The sequence below is a fragment of the Embleya sp. NPDC056575 genome (genome assembly GCF_042793325.1).
Classification (GTDB): Bacteria; Actinomycetota; Actinomycetes; order Streptomycetales; family Streptomycetaceae; genus Embleya.
This window is the reverse complement of sequence record NZ_JBHTVA010000059.1, coordinates 49,472-72,430: the sequence shown is the minus strand read 5'-3', so window position 1 is coordinate 72,430 and position 22,959 is coordinate 49,472. Positions and strand designations below refer to the sequence as shown.

19 protein-coding genes and 1 pseudogene are annotated in these 22,959 nt (G+C 71.2%); 4 read left to right on the top strand and 16 right to left on the bottom strand.

The window, feature by feature from the left end; all coding sequences use genetic code 11:
* Nucleotides 1-125: 125 nt before the first annotated feature.
* The 5 genes from pdxS to pgsA all read right to left on the bottom strand — a co-directional run bounded on the left by pdxS (nucleotide 126) and on the right by pgsA (nucleotide 4,488).
* Nucleotides 126-1,070 carry a pyridoxal 5'-phosphate synthase lyase subunit PdxS gene (gene pdxS / locus ACFRCG_RS35890; RefSeq protein ID WP_078974445.1) on the bottom strand — a complete coding sequence of 315 codons (945 nt, stop codon included), beginning with the start codon at nucleotides 1,068-1,070 and terminating at the stop codon, nucleotides 126-128.
* A gap of 87 nt (nucleotides 1,071-1,157) precedes the next feature.
* Nucleotides 1,158-1,694 carry a hypothetical protein gene (locus tag ACFRCG_RS35885; protein ID WP_380039362.1) on the bottom strand — a complete coding sequence of 179 codons (537 nt, stop codon included), beginning with the start codon at nucleotides 1,692-1,694 and terminating at the stop codon, nucleotides 1,158-1,160.
* 48 nt (nucleotides 1,695-1,742) lie between these two features.
* Nucleotides 1,743-2,864 carry a glycosyltransferase family 4 protein gene (locus ACFRCG_RS35880; protein ID WP_380039354.1) on the bottom strand — a complete coding sequence of 374 codons (1,122 nt, stop codon included), beginning with the start codon at nucleotides 2,862-2,864 and terminating at the stop codon, nucleotides 1,743-1,745.
* Nucleotides 2,861-3,787, bottom strand: coding sequence for a phosphatidylinositol mannoside acyltransferase (locus ACFRCG_RS35875; protein WP_380039352.1), 927 nt, complete (start codon nucleotides 3,785-3,787; stop codon nucleotides 2,861-2,863). Before ACFRCG_RS35875 ends, ACFRCG_RS35880 begins: the two co-directional genes overlap by 4 nt.
* Nucleotides 3,784-4,488 carry a phosphatidylinositol phosphate synthase gene (pgsA, locus tag ACFRCG_RS35870; protein ID WP_380010304.1) on the bottom strand — a complete coding sequence of 235 codons (705 nt, stop codon included), beginning with the start codon at nucleotides 4,486-4,488 and terminating at the stop codon, nucleotides 3,784-3,786. The genes ACFRCG_RS35875 and pgsA overlap by 4 nt, the downstream gene beginning before the upstream one ends.
* Before the next feature lie 236 nt (nucleotides 4,489-4,724).
* Here pgsA and ACFRCG_RS35865 point away from each other — a divergent pair, with 236 nt between their 5' ends.
* Complete coding sequence (locus tag ACFRCG_RS35865; protein ID WP_380039350.1) at nucleotides 4,725-6,884, top strand: elongation factor G-like protein EF-G2; 2,160 nt, start codon at nucleotides 4,725-4,727, stop codon at nucleotides 6,882-6,884.
* Nucleotides 6,885-6,972: 88 nt separating this feature from the next.
* Here the strand turns inward: ACFRCG_RS35865 and ACFRCG_RS35860 are convergent, their stop codons facing one another.
* From ACFRCG_RS35860 to thrS, 5 genes are all read right to left on the bottom strand, one after another.
* Entirely contained in the window at nucleotides 6,973-8,268 is a 1,296-nt protein-coding gene (locus ACFRCG_RS35860) for a hypothetical protein (protein WP_380039348.1), read from the bottom strand.
* Nucleotides 8,269-8,488: 220 nt separating this feature from the next.
* On the bottom strand, nucleotides 8,489-9,739 hold the full coding sequence (locus tag ACFRCG_RS35855; protein ID WP_380039346.1) for a glycosyltransferase 87 family protein: 1,251 nt from the start codon (nucleotides 9,737-9,739) through the stop codon (nucleotides 8,489-8,491).
* Nucleotides 9,736-10,140 carry a thiol-disulfide oxidoreductase DCC family protein gene (locus ACFRCG_RS35850; RefSeq protein ID WP_380039344.1) on the bottom strand — a complete coding sequence of 135 codons (405 nt, stop codon included), beginning with the start codon at nucleotides 10,138-10,140 and terminating at the stop codon, nucleotides 9,736-9,738. Before ACFRCG_RS35850 ends, ACFRCG_RS35855 begins: the two co-directional genes overlap by 4 nt.
* A gap of 64 nt (nucleotides 10,141-10,204) precedes the next feature.
* A complete protein-coding gene (locus ACFRCG_RS35845) occupies nucleotides 10,205-10,765 on the bottom strand; it encodes an HIT family protein (protein ID WP_380010319.1) in 561 nt (186 codons plus the stop codon).
* A gap of 100 nt (nucleotides 10,766-10,865) precedes the next feature.
* On the bottom strand, nucleotides 10,866-12,845 hold the full coding sequence (gene thrS, locus ACFRCG_RS35840; protein WP_380039342.1) for a threonine--tRNA ligase: 1,980 nt from the start codon (nucleotides 12,843-12,845) through the stop codon (nucleotides 10,866-10,868).
* A 282-nt stretch (nucleotides 12,846-13,127) separates the two neighbouring features.
* On the opposite strand from thrS, the gene ACFRCG_RS35835 reads away from it, so the two are divergent.
* The 3 genes from ACFRCG_RS35835 (at nucleotide 13,128) to ACFRCG_RS35825 (ending at nucleotide 15,009) form a co-directional block, all read left to right on the top strand.
* A complete protein-coding gene (locus ACFRCG_RS35835) occupies nucleotides 13,128-13,538 on the top strand; it encodes a hypothetical protein (RefSeq protein ID WP_380039340.1) in 411 nt (136 codons plus the stop codon).
* A 62-nt stretch (nucleotides 13,539-13,600) separates the two neighbouring features.
* Nucleotides 13,601-14,320: a DUF3105 domain-containing protein gene (locus ACFRCG_RS35830; RefSeq protein WP_380039337.1), complete on the top strand. Its 720-nt coding sequence runs from the start codon at nucleotides 13,601-13,603 to the stop codon at nucleotides 14,318-14,320.
* 23 nt (nucleotides 14,321-14,343) lie between these two features.
* A complete protein-coding gene (locus tag ACFRCG_RS35825) occupies nucleotides 14,344-15,009 on the top strand; it encodes a DUF305 domain-containing protein (protein WP_380039335.1) in 666 nt (221 codons plus the stop codon).
* A 109-nt stretch (nucleotides 15,010-15,118) separates the two neighbouring features.
* Here the strand turns inward: ACFRCG_RS35825 and ACFRCG_RS35820 are convergent, their stop codons facing one another.
* The 6 genes and pseudogenes from ACFRCG_RS35820 to ACFRCG_RS35795 all read right to left on the bottom strand — a co-directional run bounded on the left by ACFRCG_RS35820 (nucleotide 15,119) and on the right by ACFRCG_RS35795 (nucleotide 22,842).
* A complete protein-coding gene (locus tag ACFRCG_RS35820; protein WP_380039333.1) occupies nucleotides 15,119-15,739 on the bottom strand; it encodes a DedA family protein in 621 nt (206 codons plus the stop codon).
* A gap of 255 nt (nucleotides 15,740-15,994) precedes the next feature.
* Nucleotides 15,995-17,023, bottom strand: a complete 1,029-nt coding sequence (locus tag ACFRCG_RS35815; protein WP_380039331.1) for a LacI family DNA-binding transcriptional regulator — start codon at nucleotides 17,021-17,023, stop codon at nucleotides 15,995-15,997.
* A pseudogene (locus ACFRCG_RS35810) lies at nucleotides 17,010-18,522 on the bottom strand (glycoside hydrolase family 1 protein). The gene ACFRCG_RS35815 and the pseudogene ACFRCG_RS35810 overlap by 14 nt, the downstream one beginning before the upstream one ends.
* Before the next feature lie 51 nt (nucleotides 18,523-18,573).
* Nucleotides 18,574-19,467, bottom strand: coding sequence for a carbohydrate ABC transporter permease (locus ACFRCG_RS35805; RefSeq protein WP_380039329.1), 894 nt, complete (start codon nucleotides 19,465-19,467; stop codon nucleotides 18,574-18,576).
* 1 nt (nucleotide 19,468) lies between these two features.
* Complete coding sequence (locus ACFRCG_RS35800; RefSeq protein WP_380039327.1) at nucleotides 19,469-20,497, bottom strand: carbohydrate ABC transporter permease; 1,029 nt, start codon at nucleotides 20,495-20,497, stop codon at nucleotides 19,469-19,471.
* A 1,100-nt stretch (nucleotides 20,498-21,597) separates the two neighbouring features.
* On the bottom strand, nucleotides 21,598-22,842 hold the full coding sequence (locus ACFRCG_RS35795; protein WP_380039325.1) for an extracellular solute-binding protein: 1,245 nt from the start codon (nucleotides 22,840-22,842) through the stop codon (nucleotides 21,598-21,600).
* Between the last annotated feature and the right edge of the window lie 117 nt (nucleotides 22,843-22,959).

The window sequence follows — 22,959 nt, the reverse complement described above, 5'->3', positions numbered from 1 at the left end:
GGGGCGCGCCCCCGTTGTTGGGGTGGGGTGCACCCCACACCGGGGGGGGTTGGTTGGTCCCGCGGGGGCCCGGGGGGGGGGGGGGGGGGGCCCCCGGCCCACGGCATGTGCGAAGTGGCGCGGGACTACCAGCCGCGGCCGGCGTAGCGCTGCTCGGCGGGGAGGGTGTCGATGTTGATGCCGACCATCGCCTCGCCCAGACCGCGCGAGACCTTGGCGATCACGTCCGGGTCGTCGAAGTGCAGGGTCGCGTCCACGATCGCCTTGGCGCGCTTGGCCGGGTCGCCCGACTTGAAGATGCCGGAGCCGACGAACACGCCCTCGGCGCCGAGCTGCATCATCATCGACGCGTCGGCGGGGGTGGCGATGCCGCCCGCGGTGAACAGCACCACCGGCAGCTTGCCGGCCTCGGCGACCTCCTTGACCAGCGCGTACGGCGCCTGGAGGTTCTTCGCGGCGACGAACAGCTCGTCCTCGTCGAGGACCGAGAGTGCCTTGATGTCCTTGAGGATGGTGCGCATGTGGCGGGTGGCCTCGACCACGTTGCCGGTGCCGGCCTCGCCCTTGGAGCGGATCATCGCCGCGCCCTCGGTGATCCGGCGCAGCGCCTCGCCGAGGTTGGTGGCGCCACACACGAAGGGGGTGGTGAAGCGCCACTTGTTGATGTGGTTCGACTCGTCGGCCGGGGTGAGCACCTCGGACTCGTCGATGTAGTCCACGCCGAGCGACTGGAGCACCTGGGCCTCGGCGAAGTGGCCGATGCGGGCCTTGGCCATCACGGGGATGGACACGGCGCCGATGATGCCGTCGATCATGTCGGGGTCGGACATGCGCGCGACGCCGCCGTCCTTGCGGATGTCGGCCGGCACACGCTCGAGCGCCATGACGGCGACCGCGCCCGCGTCCTCGGCGATCTTCGCCTGCTCGGCGTTGACGACGTCCATGATCACGCCGCCCTTGAGCTGCTCGGCCATGCCGCGCTTGACCAGGTCGGTGCCGGTCTGGGGGGTTGCGGGGGTGGTGGACACGGATGACCTCACACAGATGCGATCGACGACGGTTGGCTCCATCGTACGGGTGATGTGGATCCTAATGTCATGCCACCCCGGCGAATTACCCGGGCCAATCTGTCCATGGTGGCCTGCGCGTGGCTCCTGTCAGGACCCACCGGGCTGCAACGTGCGGGGTTCCTCGTCGTCCATCTCGAAGGTGACGGGGTAGGGGGCGTGGCCGGCCAGCCGCAGGTAGCGCACCAATCGGTGCCGGCGCACCGCCCGCGCGCCGCGCACCGCGTCGTTGTGGAATCGCCGCGCCATCGGCACACGGCGCACCGCGGTCTGCAGTTCCGCGACCAGTTCCTCGCCGCCGGGTCGGGACCGGAGGTCGTCCGCCTGGGCCGGGTCCTCGAACAGGAACCGCAGCGCCCGGGTCAGATCGCTCTCCGCGACCTCACGCTCCTCCTCGGCGGCGTTGCGCGCCTCGTGCGCGGCGCCGGCCAGCACGAGCGAGGACGCCGGATCCAAAAGCCCCGAGGTGGCGATCTCCTGCGCCACGGCCGAGCGCCGCAACAACTGCGCGTCCAGCGCCGCCCGACTCGAGTCCACTCGCGCGTGCAGCCGATCGAGCCGCCCGGCGGTCCAGCTCAGGTACACCCCGACCGCGAGCACGGCGATCAGGATCCAGATGACAGTCATCACCCGGCGACCCTAGTACGCGCCGCCGGGGCCTTCGCCCGCGCGGCGCTAGGCGGCGGGTGCTCCGGCGGTGACGGTTTCGTAGACGCCGAGGATGTCCGTGCCGACGGTCTCCCAGTCGTAGCGCCGCACGTGCTTGCGCCCGATCTCGCGCAACTCCTCCCGCCGCGCCGGATCCCGCAACAGGCCCACCGCGGCGGCCGCGAGCGCCCCGGCGTCCTCCACCGCGAACAACTCCCCCGCCCGCCCGCCGTCCAGCACCTGGCGAAACGCGTCCAGGTCGCTCGCCAGCACCGGCGCCGCCGCCGACATCGCCTCGACCAGGATGATCCCGAAGCTCTCGCCACCGGTATTCGGTGCCACGTACACATCGACGCTGCGCAACAGTCGCGCCTTGTCCAGGTCGCTGACCATGCCGAGGAACGTGACCTGCCCGCGCAGCGCCTCCGGGAGATCCTCCACGGCCTCCTCCGCGTCGCCGCGTCCGGCGACCAGCAGCCGCACGCCGGGAAACGCCTCGACGATCCTCGGGAACGCCTCGATCAGGGTGGGAAGTCCCTTGCGCGACTCGTCGATTCGCCCGATGAAGCCGATGGTGGGCGCCTCGGGCGTGCCCTGCCACGCGGGCTCGACGGGCGCGTCGGCGAAGAAGCCGACATCGACCCCGTTCGGGATCACCACCGCGTCGCCGCCCAGGTGTTCGACCAGTGTGCGGCGCGCGTACTCGCTGACCGCGATCCGCGCGCTGATCTTCTCCAGCGCGGGTTGCAGGATCGGGTAGGCCGCGATCATCGCGCGCGAGCGGGCGTTGGAGGTGTGGAACGTGGCCACCACCGGCCCGGACGCCGCCCAGCACGCGAGCAACGACAGGCTGGGGGTGGCCGGTTCGTGGATGTGCAGCACGTCGAAGTGCCCGTCGTGGATCCACCGCCGCACCCGCGCGGCGGACAGGAACCCGAAGTTGAGCCGGGCCACCGAGCCGTTGTAGCGCACCGGCACGGCCCGCCCGGCCGGCACCACGTAGTCCGGCAGCGGGGTCTCGTCGTCGGCCGGCGCCAGGACCGAGACCTCGTGGCCGCGGGCGATCAGGTTCGCCGCCAGGTCCCGCACGTGGTACTGGACACCGCCCGGCACGTCCCACGAGTAGGGGCAGACGACGCCGATCCTCACTTGGCCCCCTCGATCCGGGCGAGCCGGCGCCGGTCCAGGTCGGCGAGCCACAGCGGCTGGAGCATGTGCCAGTCCTGCGGGTCGCGCGCGATCGCGCGCGCGTAGGCGTCGGCCACCTGCTGCGTCATCACCGCGATCTTCTCCCGGCGGGTGCCCTCGGTCGGCACCTCGATCTCCGGGTGCAGCGTGCCGCGGATGACCTCGCCGTCCCACGGGAGGGTGACCGGGATCAGCGCCGCGCCGGTCTGGACGGCCAGCGCGGCGGGCCCCGCCGCCATCCGGGTCGGCTCGCCGAAGAACGTCACCGGCACCCCGGCGGCGGTCAGGTCGCGGTCGGACAGCAGGCACAACAACCGGCCCTCGCGCAGCCGCCGCGCCAGCGTGCCGAACGTGTTGCCCTCGCCGCCGGTCAGCGGCAGCACCTCCATGCCCAGCGACTCGCGATAGGCCACGAAGCGCTGGTAGAGCGACTCCGGCCGCAGCCGCTCGGCGACGGTGGTGAACGGATAGCCCTTGAGCGTGATCCAGGCGCCGGCGTGGTCCCAGTTGCCCATGTGCGGGAGCGCGAAGATGACGCCCTTGCCGCGCGCGCTGCACTTGTCCAGCAGCGTGACGTCGCACTCCATGCGGGACAGCACCGTCTCCTGGTCCCACACCGGCAGGCGGAACGCCTCCTGGTAGTAGCGCAGGTAGGACCGCATGCCCTCGCGCGAGACCTCGCGAACGCGCTCGGGTGTGGCGTCGGGCCCGAGCACGCGGCGCAGGTTGGCCTCGAGTTGTCGCACCCCGCCGCCGCGCCTGCGCCACGCGACGTCGGCGATCCGCCGAAAGAGCGCGGTGGCGACCGGTTCGGGCAGCCGCTTGACCACGGACCAGCCCAGGGCGTACCCCGTGTCGGCCAGTCGCTGCCCGACCTCGGTCATGCCTTGTCACCTCCGGGCAGCGCGTTGTCGATCGCGGACGCCGAACGATGCACCGCGATCATCCGCTGGAAGACGGTGATCACGCTGCCCACGGCGATGAACCAGAGCGCCGCCTCCTGGATGTACGGCACGCCGAGCCCGTCGAGGCCGGTCGCCACCAGCGAGATGACCAGCCGTTCGGCCCGCTCGATCAACCCGGACACGTCGCACGCCAGGCCCAGGCTCTCGGCGCGGGCCTTGCAGTACGACACCACCTGGCCGGAGCCGAGGCAGACGATGGCCAGGATCGACATCCGCAGGTTGTCGCCGTCGCCCGCGAACCAGATCGCCAGCGCGCCGAAGATCGCGGCGTCGGCGACCCGGTCGAGCGTGGAGTCCAGGAACGCCCCCCACTTGGTCGAGCGCCCCAACTGGCGCGCCATGTTGCCGTCGACCAGGTCGGAGAAGATGAACGCGGTGATGACGAGCGTGCCGGTGAGGAACCAGCCGATCGGGAAGAACACCAGCGCCGCGACGACCACCCCGAGGGTGCCGATCAGCGTCACGGTGTCCGGACTCACGTTGTGGCGCAGCAGGAAACTCGCGAACGGGGTGAGCACACGCGTGAAGAAGGCACGAGCGTATTTGTTGAGCATCGCCTTCCCGAAGGATTGCCGGGGCGGCGGGGGATCCGATGGACTCGACCCGCCTGGTGCGCCCATCGTACTGACGCGGTCGCACGTCCCGAGCCCCCCGTCGTCCGGGCGTGCCGCACCCGGGCGTGCCGCGTTGGAGAAGGGCGCGTACGGCGAGGACACTTGTACTCGGTCCGGCGTCGGGGCAATGCTGCCGTTCAGGAATCGATTTGCGGACGTTGGCGTACCGACGACCGACTTTGCACCTGCGCGTCCGGGACGTCTGCGACGACCGCACCAGATGGACAACCAGGAGGTGGCACATGGCGGATAAATCCGGAGCTAGCGCCGGAACCGTCGGCAGGGTAACCGCACCCGAGAGCCCGAACGCGGTACGCAACGTGGTGCTGGTGGGCCACACGGGCGCGGGCAAGACGACATTGGTGGAGTCCCTGCTCGTGGCGACCGGGACGATTCCCCGGGCCGGTCGCGTCGAGGACGGGACGACCGTCTCGGACTACGAGGACATCGAACACCGCCAGCACCGGTCGGTGGCGTTGTCGCTGTGCCCCGTCGAGTACGAGGGCGTCAAGATCAACCTGCTCGACACCCCGGGCTACGCGGACTTCGTCGGCGACCTGCGGGCGGGCCTGCGCGCCGCGGACGCGGCGCTGTTCGTGGTCTCGGCCGCCGACGGCGTGGACGGCTCGACCCGGATGATCTGGGACGAGTGCGCCTCGATCGGCATGCCGCGCGCGATCGTGATCACCAAACTCGACCAGGCCCGCGCCGACTTCGACGAGATGGTGCTGATCTGCCAGCGCGTGTTCGGCGACCCCGACTCGGACACGGTGCTGCCGCTCTACCTGCCGCTGCACGGCGAGGACGAGAGTGTGGCCGGTCTGATGGGCCTGCTCACCCAGCGCGTCTACGACTACTCCTCCGGCACCCGGCAGAGCCTGGACCCCGATCCCGAACACCTGCCGCTGATCGAGGACGCCCGCAACCGGTTGATCGAGGGCATCATCGCGGAGAGCGAGGACGAGTCCCTGATGGACCGCTACCTCTCCGGCGAGCGGATCGACGTGGACACGCTGATCGGCGACCTGGAGACGGCGGTCGCCCGCGGCTCGTTCTACCCGGTGCTCGCGGTCGCGCCGGACGGGCTGGGCACCATCGAACTTCTGGAGGGCATCGTCCGGGCCTGTCCCGCGCCGCCCGAGCACGAGGTCCTGCCGGTCACCACGCCCGACGGCAAGCCGCGCGACCCGCTGACCTGCGACCCGGAGGGCCCGCTGGCGGCCGAGGTGATCAAGACCACCTCCGACCCGTACGTGGGCCGCATCTCGCTGGTCCGGGTCTTCTCCGGCACGCTGCGCCCGGACATGACGGTGCACGTGTCCGGACACGGAATGGCCGATCGCGGCCACGAGGACCACGATCTGGACGAGCGCATCGGCGCCATGTCCGTCCCGCTGGGCAAGCAGCAGCGCTCGCTGAACCGGGGCATCGCCGGCGACATCGTCGCGATCGCCAAGCTGACCCGGGCCGAGACCGGCGACACCATCTCGGACAAGGACGATCCGCTGCTGATGGAGCCGTGGATGATGCCCGACCCGCTGCTGCCGGTCGCCATCCGCGCGCACAGCAAGGCCGACGAGGACAAGCTCTCCCAGTCGCTGGCCCGCCTGGTAGCCGAGGACCCGACGCTGCGCCTGGAGCACAACACCGACACCCACCAGCTGGTCCTGTGGTGCATGGGCGAGGCGCACGTCGAGGTGCTGCTCGACCGGCTGCGCAGCCGTTACGGGGTCGCGGTGGACGCGGTGGCGCATCGGGTGTCGCTGCGCGAGACGTTCGCGGAGAAGGCGAGCGGGCGCGGTCGACACGTGAAACAGTCCGGCGGGCACGGGCAGTTCGCGATCTGCGAGATCGACGTGGAGCCGCTGCCGGGCGGGAGCGGGTTCGAGTTCGTGGACAAGGTCTTCGGCGGCTCGGTGCCGCGCAACTTCATCCCGTCGGTGGAGAAGGGCGTGCGCGCGCAGATGGACAAGGGCGTCGCGGCCGGCTATCCGATGGTGGACCTGCGGGTGACGCTGACCGACGGCAAGGCGCACTCGGTGGACTCCTCCGACATGGCCTTCCAGATGGCGGGCGCGCTCGCGCTGCGCGAGGCCGCCGCGAGCACCCGGATCCACCTGCTCGAGCCGGTCTCCGAGGTGCGGGTCACCGTCTCGGACGAGTACGTGGGCGGCGTGCTCAGCGACCTCAGCTCGCGCCGCGGCCGAGTCGTGGGCACCGAGCCCGTCGGCTCGGGCCGCACCCTGATCCGGGCCGAGGTCCCGGAGATCGAGATCAGCCGCTACGCGATCGACCTGCGCTCGATCAGCCACGGCACGGGCCAGTTCGCCCGCACCTACTGCCGCCACGACCCGATGCCGCCGCAGTTGGCCGCGAAGGTCACGGAGGACACGGAGTCCTGACACCGCGCGCGGCACGACCGGCCGGTACGACGGGCCGGCCGGTCGGGTCGCCGCGCTGCCCCGGTGTCGCGCCGCGCCGCCGCTCCCGTCAGGGGATCGGCAGCGGGCGGTCCAGGGCGGTCAGGGTCAGCAGTACGCCGGCCGACGTCCAGGCCAGGGGGGCCACCGAGGCGGGTTTGCCGTCGGCGGAGACCTTCTCGGGAAGGGAGCCGGCCGCGGTGCGGTGGTCGGCCAGCCAGTCGAGCCGCAGCCGTGCGCCGGCCCGGTCCCCGCTCGCCGCGCTGAACAGCGCGAACGACGCGGTCTCCGGGGTCCACGCCGCCGTCGGGTCGCCGGCCCAGTGCTCGCCCGGCAGGATGCCCCCGTTGGGCAGGGTCAGCCGTTCGGCGGCACCGCGAACCGCGCTCGCGACCTCGGCGTCGGCCGGCGCGAACGGCGGGCCCAGCCACGTCACCGCCGTGTCCGCGCCGCCCTTGGCCGAGGCCGTGCGCGGGTAGTCGTGCCGGCCGAAGGTGTCCCGGATCGCGCGGTCGAGCCGTTGCGCGGGCCCGGCCCAGCGTTCGGCCGCGACCGGGTCGGTCCGGCGGGCCAGGTCGACGGCCGCCCGCAACCCGGCCGACAGCGGCGCGGCGGTGCCCAGGGTGACCTGGTCGGTCCGGGTCTCCCAGTAGTCCGGGCCGCGTGGGGGCAACCCGTTCGGCCGCAGCCGCCCGGTCACCGCGTCGCCGGCCGCGCGCACCATGGGCCACAGCTCGGCGAGCGCGGCGGTCGTCTCGGGGGCCTTCGGGTCCTGGTGGACGTACCAGAACCAGACCGCCCACGGCACCCAGCCGTTGCCGTCCAACTGGGCGGCGCGCTTGTCCCCGACGGGGCCGCCGTCCAGCCGATAGCGCGCCTCCCAGGTGCCGTCGGGGCGTTGCAGCGTGGCCAGCCGGCGCAGTACGCCGAGCGCTTCGCCGCTGTGCCCGGTGGCGGTGTAGGCCGCCGCGACCCACGCGGCGTCGCGCGGCCAGACGTACTTCCAGATGCCGTACCAGGCGGCGGCGACCGACCCGTCCGGCTGGGTCAGGACGCGCATGTCGAGCAGCGCGCGCTCGGCCATCTCGCGGTCGCGCGGCGTCGCCCCGGGGACGGTGCCCCGGGCGAGCCAGGCGCGCTCGGCCTCGGTGGGCGCGGCGGGCGGCGCGTCGGTGGGCAGCGCGATCGGGCCCTCGGGGCCGGATATGACGCCGCCGAGGAGCAGCGGTCGGGTGGTGGGCGGGGGTGGGGCCGCGCCGCCGACGAAGACGACGATGCCGGCGGCGAGCAGTATGCCGATCACGGCGATGCCGAGGGAGCGCGCCCTGCCGAGCGAACGCCCGAGCCGGGGCTTCCTGTTCGCCACGTTCGCCGTCTCCGCCCCCGGGCCCCCCGTCGCCTTCGTGGCAACCGGGCCGTTACTCGTTCGGCCCAGTCTAGGCATCGTCCGATCATCGTTCGAACGCGCGTCGGCAGACGTCCCGACCATGCACCGCGCTCTCGCCCGCATCGCGCCCGCCTCGCCGTACGACCCGTGACCACGAGCCGGAGCGGGCGGGGACGGATCAGCCGAAAGTACGACGAGTCTACGAAGTCGGATCCGGGTCGGGCTCGGCAACCGGCGCCAAACCGGTCGAACAGGTGATTCGTCGGCGTTCCGCGGCGAGCGACCAGACGCCGGCGACCAGCACGGCCAGGCCGACCAGCACATACGCGTTGCCCACGAGCAGCTGCCACCCGTGCAGGTTCAGCTCCCCACCGTCACCGAACGGCACCGTCCACACGATCCCGCTCGGCAGCACCCCGGAGACCCGGGCCCGGTGCATCGGATAGGCCGCTGCCACGGCGAGCACCGCGACCAGTGCGAGCGTGGCGGCCGGGGTCCGGGTGCGCCGGACCCGGGCGATCAGCACCACGACCAGCGGCAGCGCCCACGCCCAGTGATGGGTCCAGGAGATCGGCGACACCAGCAGCGCGGTCAGCGCGCACAGGCCCACCCCCGTGAGCGTCGCCCCGCGCCGGGCCGCCCGCACCGCGAGCGTCATCCCGACCGCCGCGACGGACAGCGCGAGCAGCGGCCACAACCATCCGGGGGGCGCCTGGGCGCCGAACTGCCGGGTCACCGCGCCGTGCACGGACTGATTGCCGGGGAACTGGGCCAGTCCGATCCGGGTGTCGTCCAGGAACAGGCCGCCCCAGTAGTCCGCGCACTCCCGGGGCAGTACCGCGAACGCCGCCGCGAAGGTGGCGACGAACACGCCCAGCGCGGTCAGCCCCTCACGAACCCGGCCGGTCAGCAGCAGATACGGGATGAAGATCGCCGGCGTCAGCTTGAGCCCGGCCGCCAGGCCCACCCCCACCCCGGCGAACCGGGCCCCGCGCGCCCGCGCGAAGTCGGACAGCACCAGGACGAGCAGCAGCAGGTTGATCTGGCCGAAGCGCAGGTTCTCCTGGACCGGCTCGGTCCACAGCAGCGCGGCGGCGGTCAGCGCGGTCGCCTTCACCCGGTCCCCGCGCGACCCGACGATCCCCCACGCGAGCCACGTCGCCGCCACGAGCAGCACGAGGTTGCCCACTACGCCGATCACCTCGACCGCGCCCCACGGCAACCACGCCAGCGGGGTGAACGTCAGCCCGGCCCACGGCGTGTAGGTGAACGGCAAGCGGCCGGGCCGGATCGTGTACAGCTCGCCGTCGCCGGCCAGCACCTCCGAGCCGCCTTGGCGATAGACCTTCAGATCGCCCAGCCACCACATGTCGGCGGACCCGAACGTGCCGAGCAACAGATACGCGGCGATCGAACACGCGGCCACCGCGAGGGCCGCCCGGCGGGTCACCCCGCAGCGTTGACGGTGTCCGGCCGCAGGCGGGCCGGCATCGCACACGCGGGCGTCCCGCCGGGCATGCGGTCGCGGTTGTCGGCCACCAGCCGGTACACCCCGTGCGCCGCGATGCTGACCGGCTGCACCCGCAGCGCCGCGCCGGCCAGGGCCCACGGGCCGCCCGCGTTCATCAGCAGCTTGGCCACCGCGTGGTGGCCGCCGTACACGGTGCCCACGGGGGTCACCCACAACACCTCGTGCTCGGCGCGGTGCTGCTCGACGCCCAACTCCTCCAGTTCGGCGAACTGCCAGGCCACCACGTCGGCGTCGAACGGAATGTGCTTTTGCGCGAACTCCACCGACATGGTGCAGAAACCACAGTCGCCGTCGTACACGAGAACCGGTCGTGCGCTCAAAGTTCTTCTCCTCAACAACCGCTGACAACCACTGACAACCGCTCGGATCCTGCGGGTGGACGGGTCAGTCGACCGGCCAGGCGGTGGCCAACATCTCGCGCGTGTCCGCGAGCAGTTGCGGCAGCACCTTGGTGTGCCCGACCACGGGCATGAAGTTCGTGTCCCCGCCCCACCGGGGAACCAGGTGCTGGTGCAGGTGCGCGGCGATGCCGGCCCCGGCGACGTGGCCCTGGTTCATCCCGATGTTGAAGCCCTGCGCCCCGGAGACCTTGCGCAGCGTGCTCATCGCCAGCTTGGTGAACCGAGCGAGCTCTATCGTCTCGGCGTCGTCGAGGTCGGTGTAGTCGGCGACGTGCCGGTAGGGCACCACCATCAGGTGGCCGCCGTTGTACGGGTACAGGTTCAACACCGCGTAGACCTGCTCACCCCGCGCGACGACGAGCCCGTCGACATCGCTCAGCGAGGGAATCCGGCAGAACGGGCACCCGTCGTCGGGCGTCGGACCCGACGGCTTGTTCTCACCCTTGATGTACGCCATCCGATGGGGAGTCCACAGCCGGGCGAAGGCATCCGGCCCCCCAACCCCGTCCTGGATCTCGGGCTCGCTCGTCATGCCAGGAAGCATATGCCGTGGACACACGCCGACCACGACCCGGTGACGGGCCGACCGGGGGCCGGTGATCGCACTGTCGCGCGATCGCCGGCCCGCCGCCGACGACATCGCGTCAGACCTGGACGCGGTCCTGGACGGCCTTGACGATCTCGGCCACCGCGGCGTCGACCGGGACGCCGTTGTTCTGCTCGCCGTTGCGGTAGCGGAAGCTCACCGCGCCGGCCTGGACGTCCTCGTCGCCCGCGAGCAGCATGTACGGGATCTTGTCCTTGTTGGCGTTGCGGATCTTCTTCTGCATGCGGTCCGCGGAGTCGTCGATCTCGACCCGGATGCCCTGCGCCCGGAGCTTGGTCGCGACCTCCTCCAGATACGGCACGTGCTCCTCGGTGATCGGGATGCCGACCACCTGGACCGGCGCGAGCCACGGCGGCATCTTGCCCGCGTAGTGCTCGAGCAGGACCGCGAAGAATCGCTCGATCGAGCCGAACAGCGCACGGTGGATCATCACCGGCTGCTGCCGGGTGCCGTCGGCGGCGGTGTACTCCAGGTCGAAGCGCTCGGGCAGGTTGAAGTCAACCTGGATGGTCGACATCTGCCAGGTCCGCCCGATCGCGTCCTTGGCCTGGACCGAGATCTTCGGCCCGTAGAACGCGGCGCCGCCCGGGTCGTCGACCAGTTCCAGGCCCTGCTTCTGCGCGGCCTGGCGCAGCGTCTCGGTGGCCTCGGTCCAGTTCTCCTCGGTGCCGATCGACTTCTCCGGGTTCCTGGTGGACAGCTCCAGGTAGAAGTCGTCGAGGCCGTAGTCGCGCAGCAGGTTGAGCACGAACGTCAGCAGCGAGTCCAGCTCGCCCGCCATCTGGTCGCGCGTGCAGTAGATGTGCGCGTCGTCCTGGGTGAAGCCGCGCGCGCGGGTCAGCCCGTGCACCACGCCCGACTTCTCGTAGCGGTAGACGGTGCCGAACTCGAACAGGCGCAGCGGGAACTCGCGGTAGGACCGGCCCCGGGCCCGGTAGATCAGGTTGTGCATGGGGCAGTTCATCGGCTTGAGGTAGTAGTTCTGCCCCTCGTCCAGCTCCATGGGCGGGTACATGCCGTCGGCGTACCAGTCCAGGTGGCCGGAGACCTCGAACAGCTTGCCCTTGGTGGCGTGCGGCGTGTAGACGAACTGGTAGCCCGCCTCCTCGTGCCGGCGCCGCGAGTAGTCCTCCATCGTGCGGCGGATGATGCCGCCCTTGGGGTGGAAGACGGCCAGGCCGGAGCCGATCTCCTCGGGGATGGAGAACAGGTCCAGCTCGGCGCCGAGCTTGCGGTGGTCGCGCTTCTCGGCCTCCTCGAGGAAGGTCGTGTAGGCCTTGAGCTCGTCCTTGCTCGGCCACGCGGTGCCGTAGATGCGCTGGAGCTGCTTGTTCTTCTCGCTGCCGCGCCAGTAGGCGGCGGCGGAGCGCATCAGCTTGAACGCGGGGATCAGCCGGGTGGTGGGCAGGTGCGGGCCTCGGCAGAGGTCCTTCCAGCACAGCTCGCCGGTCTTCGCGTCCAGGTTGTCGTAGATGGTCAGCTCGCCCGCGCCGACCTCGGCGGACGCGCCCTCGGCGGCCTCCGCGGCGGAGCCCTTGAGGCCGATCAGCTCCAGCTTGTACGGCTCGTCGGCAAGCTCCGCGCGCGCGTCCTCGTCGGTGGTGACCCGGCGGGCGAAGCGCTGCCCCTGCTTGACGATCTCCTGCATCTTCTTCTCGATGCGCTTGAGGTCGTCGGGGTGGAAGGGGGTCTCGACGTCGAAGTCGTAGTAGAAGCCGTCCTTGATCGGCGGGCCGATGCCGAGCTTGGCCTCGGGGAACAGCTCCTGTACGGCCTGCGCCAGCACGTGCGCGGCGGAGTGGCGCAGGATGTTCAGGCCGTCGTCGGAGCCGATCAGGACGGGCTCGACCTCGTCGCCGTCGGCCAGGACGTAGGCCAGGTCGACCAGTCGGCCGGCCACGCGCGCGGCGACCACCGAGCGGTCGCCGTCGAAGAGCTCGGCGGCCGTCGTGCCCGTGGTCACCACCCGCTCGTCCCGGTCCGGGTCGCGGCTGATGGTCACTCGGGCTTCGGACACCGTTCGTCTCCTGACGTGTGGTTGGCGGATGTCGCGCGGCGCGGCTCGGCTCGCTGGTACGCCGATGCGCTCGCTCGCACACCGATGCTATCGAGCCGGGAGCGGGAACCTTGCCTCGGTTTCCCCACGCCCGGCGGGCGCGGGCCCGGCGCGGGGGCGCCGCGGCGGAGGTGTCGGCGGAGGCACCTGCGCGGTCGTGTCGCCGTCACGTCGCCGTTCCGACGACGAAAGATCGCGCCCCGACTTCCCACAGGGTCACTCCTTCGGGTGAGAATAGGGCCCGTGACGCAACGGATGGCCTCGCTGGCAGTCCCGCTGCGGCCGGTCATCCGGCTGTTGGCCGGGGCTGTGCTGGCGTGCGCCGCGCTCCTGGGCAGCGCGTTCCCCGTCCACGCCGAGTCACTGCCGTCGACCGCGACCATTCCGACGGTGTGTCCCTTTCATCACTCGGCGCACGAGCAGCGGGACGCGGGCGGTCCGGACGACAAGGGCGACGGTTCGGGACGCTGCGGGGATCGCTCGCACGCGTGTGTGCCGGCCACCGTCCCGCCGCTGCCGCCGGTGGTCGCGCCCGCGCGGTACTCGATGTTGCCGCCGTGGTTGGCCGATCCGGACGCCGTCGGCATCGCGCTCGCACCCACGCCCGCCAAGGACGCCCCCGATCTGACGGTGCTCTGCGTCAGTCGTACGTGATCCGCGCGGCACACCCTCGCACGGTCCACAGACGTATCCCGGAATCGGAATAAGGCGGAGCCATGGGGCAACAGTCCCCCAACACCTCGAAGAAGCAGAGCAAGGCACAGCGATCCGCCAGGATGGCTGCGACGCGTGAGCGGGTGGCCGCGCAGCGCGAGGCGGAGCGCAAGGCCGCCAAGCGTCGTTCGGCGATCATCTTCGGCGCGTCCGGCATCGCGGTCCTCGCCCTGGTGGCGGGGTTGACCGCCGTGGTCATGTCGTCGAGCGACGACGACAAGAAGTCGAGTGCGAACAACGTCATCGCCGACGTGCGGCCCAACCCCAACGAGAAGAGCGACATAGCCGGGGTGAGCACCTACACCGCGGCGCAGGGGCACATCTCCAAGCCCAAGGAGGTCACCTACCGGCAGGTTCCGCCGGTGGGCGGCGAGCACGACCCGGTGTGGCAGAACTGCGGGATCTACGACGCGCCGATCCCCAACCGCAACGGCGTGCACTCGCTGGAGCACGGCACGGTCTGGATCACGTACCAGAACAACCTGCCCGCGGACCAGCTGGAAATGCTGAAGTCCAAGGTCAAGGGCAAGACGTACCTGATGCTGAGCCCCTACGACGGCATCGACAAGCCGATCGTCGCCTCGGCGTGGGGCCTGCAGCTGAAGCTGGACAACGCGAGCGACCCGCGCCTGGACCAGTTCATCAAGGAGTACAAGGAAGGCAAGCAGACTCCGGAGCCCGGTTCGCCGTGCACGGGCGGGGTCGGGAAGCCGACCTCGTGAGGCCGCGCGCACGTGTCGCGACGATGATCGCGACGGGGCTGCTGGCCGTTCCGGTCCTGGCCGCCTGTTCCTCGGACGACTCCGGCAAGCCGGCCGCCCCGCCCGCGCCCACGCGCGCGCTGGGTCCGGCGCCGGCGGCGGTGCCGAATCCGCCGGCGGACGACTCGGTGGAGGCGGGGTTCGCGCGCGACATGCGCACGCACCACGCGCAGGCCGTGCAGATGGGGATGATGATCCGCGATCTGACCCAGGACGACGCGACGCGCAAGCTCGCGTACGACATCGCGCTGACCCAGCAGGAGCAGATCGGCCGGATGGCGTCCTGGCTCCAGATGTGGGGCCTGACGCTCGGCTCGACCCGGCCGGTCATGCAGTGGATGACGCCGGGTTCGATGCCGGGCCACTCCGGGCACGGCACGCCGGCCGCCGGTGCGGACACCCAGCTGATGCCGGGGATGGCCACGCAGGCGCAGTTGGACAAGCTGGCGACGTTGCACGGCAAGGACGCCGAGGTGATGTTCCTCCAGCTGATGATCGCGCACCACGAGGCGGGTGTGGCGATGGCCCGCGAGGGCCAGGCGCGCGCGCAGGTCCAGCAGGTGAAGGATCTGGCGAACACGATGGTCGTCGGGCAGAGCTCGGAGATCGACCTGATGCGCTCGATGTTGACGGAGCGCGGGGCGGGTTAGGCACGGGGCGGGTGGGGCGAGCCGCGGTGTACGCCCGGCCGGTCCGCCCGCCCGACACGCGTGTGGGGTACGGGATGTGCGTCCCGTACCCCACACGTGTCGGATCGTGTCACGCCTCGGCGGTCGCCTCGCCGGTGTGGCGTCGGCGGCGGGCCTCGCGCACGACACGTGCCGGCACGCCGACGATCAGCGGGACGGAGGCGCCCAGCGCCATGCCGCCGAGGGCGACCAGGAGCGGGCTGTCCTCGACGATGTGGCCGGCCAGCGTGCCGACCGTCATCGCGTACGACACCGAGATGATCGCGCCGACCAGGGTGGCCGCGCGGAACTGCGGTGGCGGGTAGCCGAGTCGGCCGGCGAGCATGTTCACCGCGGTCCGCCCGCCGGGCAGGAATCGGGCCGCGATCAGCGCCGACATGCCGCCCTTGGCGAGCGCGTTGCGGGCCAGGTCCATCGCCTTTTGCCGGCGCGGTCCGAGTACGGCGTCGCCCCCGCGGCGAAGCCGTGCGCGGCCGACCGCGTAGGCGCATTGGTCCCCGACGAAGGCACCGACCGCGGCGGTCAGCAGGACCAGGGCCAGATAGCGCACGTCGCCGTCGGCGACCGCCGCGGCGGCCATCACGAGTTCGTCGCCGGGCACGATGGGCACTACGGCGTCGATGGAGACGATCAGTGGCATCACCAGCCACAGCCAGGGCGAGAACAGCAGCCCGGTCCCGGCGCCGGTCACTGGAGTACCCCCGACCACGCGCAGCGGATCGGGGGACGGGTATCGGTCACCGGGAGATCATCGCGCGATCGCCCATCCGGTGGAACATCGGGTCCGGGTCACCGACGCTCACGGGACGTGATACGGCCGGAAAAACACCGATCTCGACCCTCGGTTCGCACCGAAATTCGGGTCCTCACCATGTCGACTTCCCGACATGGGCGCGCTTTGGGCGGTCGGGGCGGGGCACCGTCACGACGTCACGGCCCGAGGGCGTCACGACGAACGCCGCTCGACCAGCGTCGTGCCCAACACCGCGGATGTCCCCGGGCCGCCGCCGCCGATCCGTTCCAGCAGCAACCGCGTCATCAACCGGCCCTGCTCCGCGACCTGTTGCCGCACCGTCGTGAGCGCGGGCTCGGCCCACCCCGCGACATCCGCGTCGTCGAAGCCGACCACCGCGACGTCCTCGGGCACGCGCCGACCCGCCGCCGCCAACGCCGCCATCGCGCCGACCGCCATCAGGTCGGACGCCGCGAACACCGCGTCCAGGTCCGGCGCCTGGGCCAACAGCGTGCGCATCGCGGCGGCCCCGCCGGCCCGACCGAAGTCCGCGTGCGCGACCAGCGCCGGCCCGGGTACCGCGTCCAGATAGCCGCGCAGTCGGTCCACGCCCGCACACATGTCCTGTGGGCCGGCGATCGTGGCGATCCGCCGTCGTCCGCGCGCGCTCAGGTGCTCCACCGCGGCGCGCGCACCGCCCACGTTGTCCGCGTCCACGTAGACGAAGTCGGCGCCCGGACCGAGCGGTCGCCCGCCCACCACCACGGGCATGCCCGCCTTGTGCAGCCGACCCGCCAGCGAGTCGTCGCCGTGCAACGACACCAGCAGCGCCCCGTCCACGTGGCCGCCGCGCAGATACCGCTCCAGCCGGTCCTGCTGCGCGGCCGTGCGCACCATCATCAGCACGAGCTGGTTGTCGGTGTCGGCCAGTTCGGCGCCCACGGAACGCACGATCGCCGACAGGTACGGATCACCGAAGAGCCGGGTCTCCGGCTCCTGGACGACCAGCGCCACCGAGTCGGTGCGCCGGGTGACCAGCGTGCGGGCCGCGCGGTTGGGGACGTAGCCGGTCCGCGCGATCGCCGCCTCGACCACCTCGCGCACCCGCGGGCTGACCTTGGGTGAGCTGTTGATCACCCGGGAGACGGTGGCGCGGGACACCCCGGCCACCGCCGCCACCGTCTCCAGGGTCGGCGGTTCGGCCGCCGAGGCGGCCTTGCTCCGACCGTCAGTCCTGGTCAATGCTCCCCAATCCGTCCGAGGCCGGCTCGGCTTCGGGCACCCGATCGCCGGCGATCGACGCCGCGTACCAGCGTGCGCTGTGCTTGGGCGTACGCCGACCGGTCGCGAAGTCCACGTGCACGATGCCGAATCGTTTGGCGTAGCCGTACGCCCACTCGAAATTGTCCAACAAGGACCACACGAAGTAGCCCCGGACGTCCACCCCGTCGTCGACGGCCCGGCCCACCGCCGCGACGTGCGCCGCGATGTAGGCCGTGCGTTCGACGTCCTCGATCGTGCCGGCCGGGTCCATCCGGTCCTCGTAGGCCGCGCCGTTCTCGGTCACCATCAGCGGCAGCCCCGGCGCCTCGGCCCGCAACCGGCTCAGCACGTCGTACAAGCCGCTCGGGTCGACCCCCCCAGCCCATCGCGGTGCGCTCCCCCGGAACCTGCGCGAAGCGCACGTCCGCACACGCGGGCCACGGGGAGTACACGCTCGCGCCGTGCCCGTCGTCCCGGGGCGCGGCGGCCCGGGACGTCTCGGTGCCGCCGTCCTCCGCACCGCCCACCAGGAGCGGCGTGTAGTAGTTCACCCCGAGCACGTCGATCGGCCGGGCGATCTCGGCGAGATCGCCGTCACGGACGAACGCCCAGTCGGTCACCGAGGCGGTGTCGCGGAGCACGTCCGCCGGATACTCGCCACGCAGCAGCGGGTCGAGGTGGATCCGGTTGGCCAGGCCGTCCACCCGACGCACCGCGTCCAGGTCCGCCGGCCGGTCCGAGAGGGGACGCACCGCCGCCGGATTGAGGGTGATCGCGATGCGGTGCCCGGCCGGCAGTTCGGCCCGCAACGCCGCGACGCCGAGCCCGTGGGCGAGCAGCAGATGGTGGTTCGCACGCAGGGACAACTCCTGGTCGGTCGCCCCCGGCGCGTGTACACCGGACCCGTGGCCCAGGAACGCGGAGCACCAGGGCTCGTTGAGCGTGGTCCAGTCGCGCACGCGGTCGCCGAGCCGCGCCGCCACCAGCCGCGCGTAGTCGGCGAATCGGGCCGAGGTGTCGCGCGCGCCCCATCCGCCCGCGTCCTGGAGCGCCTGGGGCAGGTCCCAGTGGTACAGCGTCGCGTACGGATCCACGCCGTGCGCGAGGAGTTCGTCCACGAGCCGATCGTAGAAGTCCAGCCCGGCCACGTTGACCGGACCGCTCCCGGTGGGCCACACCCGCGCCCAGGCGATGGAGAACCGGTAGGCGCCCAGACCGAGTTCGGCCATCAGGGCGACGTCCTCGCGATAGCGGTGATAGTGGTCGGTGGCCACGTCGCCGGTGTCGCCGGCGTGCACCCGGCCCGGGACGTGGCTGAAGGTGTCCCAGATCGACGGCGCCCGTCCGTCCTCTGCCGCGGCCCCCTCGATCTGATAGGCGGCGGTGGCGGCGCCCCAGACGAATCCGGGCGGGAAGCGGTCGGCGAGCCGGGTCGACGAGGTCGGGGCGTGGTCGGTGCTCGGGGCGTGGTCGGTCATGATCGGATTTCCTTACGTGGGAGGTGGGTTGGCCGGCTCGACGGCGTGTGTTCAGCCCTTGACCGCGCCCTGCATGATTCCGCCGACGATCTGCCTGCCGAGCAGGCCGAAGACCACCAGGACGGGCAGCGTGCCCAGCAACGTCCCGGCGAGGATGATCGATTGGTCGTGCACGTATCCCCCGCCGAGGGAGTTGATCGCGACCTGCACGGTCGGATTGCTCGACGACAGCGCGATGATCGGCCAGAAGAAGTCGTTCCACGTGGTCATGAAGGTGAGCAGGCCCAGGACCGCCATCGCCGGGCGGGCGATCGGTACGACGATCGACCAGAAGATCCGCGCGTAGGACGCGCCGTCCACCCGACCGGCCTCGATCAGTTCGTCGGGCAGCGCCTCCATCAGGTACTGCCGCATGAAGAACACGCCGAACGCGGTGACCAGCGTGGGCAGTACGACGGCCTGCAACTGGTTCACCCACTGCAACTTCGCCATGATCATGAACAGCGGGATCAGCCCGAGTTGCGGCGGGATCATCATCGTGGCGACGGTGATCCCGAGCAGCGCGCCGCGCCCCCGGAACCGCAGCTTGGCGAAGGCGAATCCGGCCAGTGTCGAACACAGCACGGTGCCGGCGGCGACGGTGACCGACACGATCGTCGAATTGATCAACGCCTGAACGATGTCGGCCTCGTCGAGGGCCTTGTCGAAGTTGGCGAACAGGTTGCCGCCGGGCGTGAAGGGCGGCGGCACGTGGTTGATGTCCGCGTTGGCGCGGGTGGCGGCGACGATCGACCAGTAGAAGGGGAAGATCGAGAGCAGGGTCGCGAAGCCCAGGATCAGGTATACGAGCGGACCGCCGTGGAGTTGACGCGAGCGCCTGGACCGACGCACGCGCGCGGAGCGCCGGGGGCGCTCTCGCGGCGGGGCAACCGTTGTACCGGCCATGTCAGCGGCCCTCCCGGATTTCGCGACGCGAACGGCGCCCGGCGACAAGCGCGTTGGCCCCGATGACGAGAAGAATGATCAGGAACGTGGTCCACGCGATCGCGGACGCCTTGCCGAGCGCGTAGTTGCTCCACCCGGTCTCGTACATGTAGAGCCCGATGGTCTGGTACTGATGCGAGGCCCCGCCGCGCACGCCGATCGGGCCGCCCTGGAGCAGCAGCGGCTCGGCGAAGATCTGCATCGCGCCGATCGTCGAGACCACGACGGTGAACACGATCGTGGGCCGCAGTCCGGGGATGGTCACGTGCCGGAACTGGTGCCAGGACTTGGCCCCGTCGAGCGCGGCGGCCTCGTAACGATCGTGCGGAATGGCCTGCATCGCGGCGAGATAGATCAGCGCGTTGTAGCCGACCCAGCGCCAGGTGACGATGGTGGAGATGGCGATCTGCGAGGTCCAGGTGCCGTTGTACCAGTCGACGTTGTCGACGCCGAACAGGCCGAGGAACCAGTTGACCATGCCGTAGTCCCGCCCGAACAAACCACCGAACACCAGCGTCGCGGCGGCGACGGACGTCGCGTAGGGCATCAGGATCGCGACCCGGAAGAAGGTCCGCCCCCGCAACCGACGGTTGAGCAGATGCGCCAGGCCGAGCGCCATGCACAACTGCGGCACGGTCGAGATCACGCCGATGGTGAAGGTGTTGCGCAGCGCTTTCCAGAAGAAGGGGTCGTGCCAGAGGTTGGTGTAGTTCTCCAACCCCAGCCAGGTCATCTCATCCGGGTTCTGCAACCGGACGCGGTGCAGCGAGATGTAGCCGGTGTAGAGCAGCGGGAACAGCCCGAAGGCGACGAAGAGCACGAAGAAGGGCGCGACGAAGCCATACGGGGACGCGGCATCGACCCGCCGCCGCCAAACCTGACGGGACGTCGGGAAGACGGTGCCCGCCCGAGAACGCGAGCCGGACCGAAATCGGGACCCCGGCCAACGCGGGAATCGAGTCGCAGAAGCGGAAGGTGGCGAAGCCGCCATCGAAATCACTCCGGACAGGGTGAGGTGGGTGGGCGGTCGGGGGTGGGGGGCTGTCGGGGACGGGCGTGGAGGCGAACGATCACCGGAACGGGCGTGGGGCGGGCGATCGCCGGCCAGGCGTGCAAGCGGGCAAGCGAGACGGACGTCGGGGCGGGCGGATGTCGGGAAGAGGCGTGGGGCTGAGTGGCCCGACCGAGGAGGAGCGGCCGGGCCACCGAAGAAAGCGGACCTCGCAGCAGCTCCGACTCGGCGCACACTCGCGAGCGCCCCGCGACCCGACGCGGAACCAACCACCCACCTCAGCGCGAGAGTCGACCACCGCAGCCGGACCCTGCGGTCAGCCACCCGCTCGACACGGGAACCGGCACCAACTCAGCACGGTGGCGCCCTCTGGCCCAGCGCGGGACCGCCCCCCAACTCGGCGCGAAGGTAAGCCACTTGCCTCGACACCGGGACCCGGCCACCCGCTCGACACGGGAACCGCGCCCCGACGCGACGCGGGGGGCGACGGCGTCCCGGCGCGGGAGCCGACCACCCACTCGGCACAAGGACCGGCCACCGACTCACCGTGGACACCTCCTGGCTCAGTACGGAACTCGTCCACCCACCCAGCGCAGAGGTCGACAACCCGCTCGACACGGAGCCGGGCCACCAACCCGACATGGGCACCCCCAGACCCAGCCCGGAGACCGACCACCCGCTCGACACGGATACGGCCACCGACTCGACGGGGGCGCTCCCCTGGCTCGGCGTGGGGGGCGACCGCCGGATCGGCGCAGAAGTCGGCCATCGGCCCCGGCGTCGGGACCGGCCGGCCCGCTCGACGCGGGAGCGGCCCCGATGCGACGCGGAGGATGTCGCATCCTGGCTCGGTACCGACCCGCCACCGGCCGGGCACGGCGGTCGGCCATCGCGCTCCGGGCGGGATCGACCGCCGGCTCGCCGTGTCGGTCGACCCGCCCGGCTCGGTGCCGGGGAGTCGGACGCCGGCTCGGGTGCCGGGGTGGGCCACCGGCTCGGGACGGGGGGCGGTCGCCGCTCGGTGCGGGCCTTCGTTCCCGGCCCCGCCGCGCGCACGTCGCCGGGCGCTGCCGCCGTCGTCAGCTTGCGAGGGCGTTTCTGACCGCGTCGCGTGCCCGCTTCCACGCGTCGTCCGGTTTGACCCCCTGTGCCTCCACGGACGTCAGCGCGGTGGTGATGTTGTCCTTGATGTCGTTGTGCCGAACCCCGGTGACCTGCACGGGCATCCGCTCCGCCGCCGCGCTGAAGATCGCACCGATGGGCGCGTTGTTGAAGTAGGGATCCATCGTCGCCTTGACGCTTTCGATCGCCACGGCCTTGGACGGGAAGTTCCCCTGCTTCCGGAACATCTTCGCCTGCTGCTCGGGCGCGGTCAGCCAGGCGACCAGTTCGGCCGCTTCCTTGTGGTGCTTGCCGCCCTTGGGGACGGCGAGGTACGAGCCGCCCCAGTTCCCAGTCCCACCGGGCCCCGCGGCGACGTCCCACTTGCCCTTGCCCGCGTCACCGGCCTGGGTCTTGATGTACCCGATCATCCACGCCGGGCACGAGAGCGAGGCGAAGCCGTCGGCCGAGAACGCCTGGTTCCAATCGCTCTGGAACTGCTGCAAAGCGGCCGACAGTTTCCCGTCGGCGGCCTGCGCAGCCAGGTCCCACGCGTGCTTCACGGTCGGATTGGTGTCGTAGATCGGCTTGCCGGCCGCGTCGTAGTAGGACTCCTGCTGCTGCCCGATGATCGCGTTGTACAACCCGGTCACACTGTCCAGGTAATGCGTCTTCTTCGGCGCGTTCGCCTGGAACTGCCGCCCCAGTTCGACGTATCCCTCCCACGTCGACCAGCGCCGCGCCAACTCCTCGCGATCGGTGGGCAGTCCGGCCGCCCGAAACAGGTCACTGCGATAGCAGATCGCCATCGGCCCGATGTCCGTCCCGACTCCCAGCACCTTCCCGTCGGCGGTGGTCGCCGCCTTGCTCTTCCACGGCAGGTACTCGGCATTGCCACCCGCGAGGCCCAGCGAGTTCAGATCCACCCACTTGTCGGCCTGGTTCCGCACGACGTCGGCGATCCGCCCGACCTCGATGCCCTGGATGTCGTCGATCCCGCCCCCACCGGCGAGCCGGGTCTGCACCGTACGCCAGTAGTCCTCCTCCTTCTCGGTGTCGTGCTGGACGATCCTGACGCCCGGGTGCGTCTGCTGATACTCGGCGTACAACCCGGCCTCCTCGAAGCCGAACGTGCCGAACAGCCCGACGTTCAGGGTGACTTTGCCGTCCCCCGAGCCGGACCCCCCGTCACCCCCGCACCCGGCGAGAACGGATCCGACCAACAGCGCGGTACACAGAGCGGACAGGGCTCTGCCTCGACCACGAACGTAGCGCGTGCGCAGGGAAAGACCTCCTGATGACCGTGCATCCGGGACGGCGATGAGCGAGGTACGTCGTGC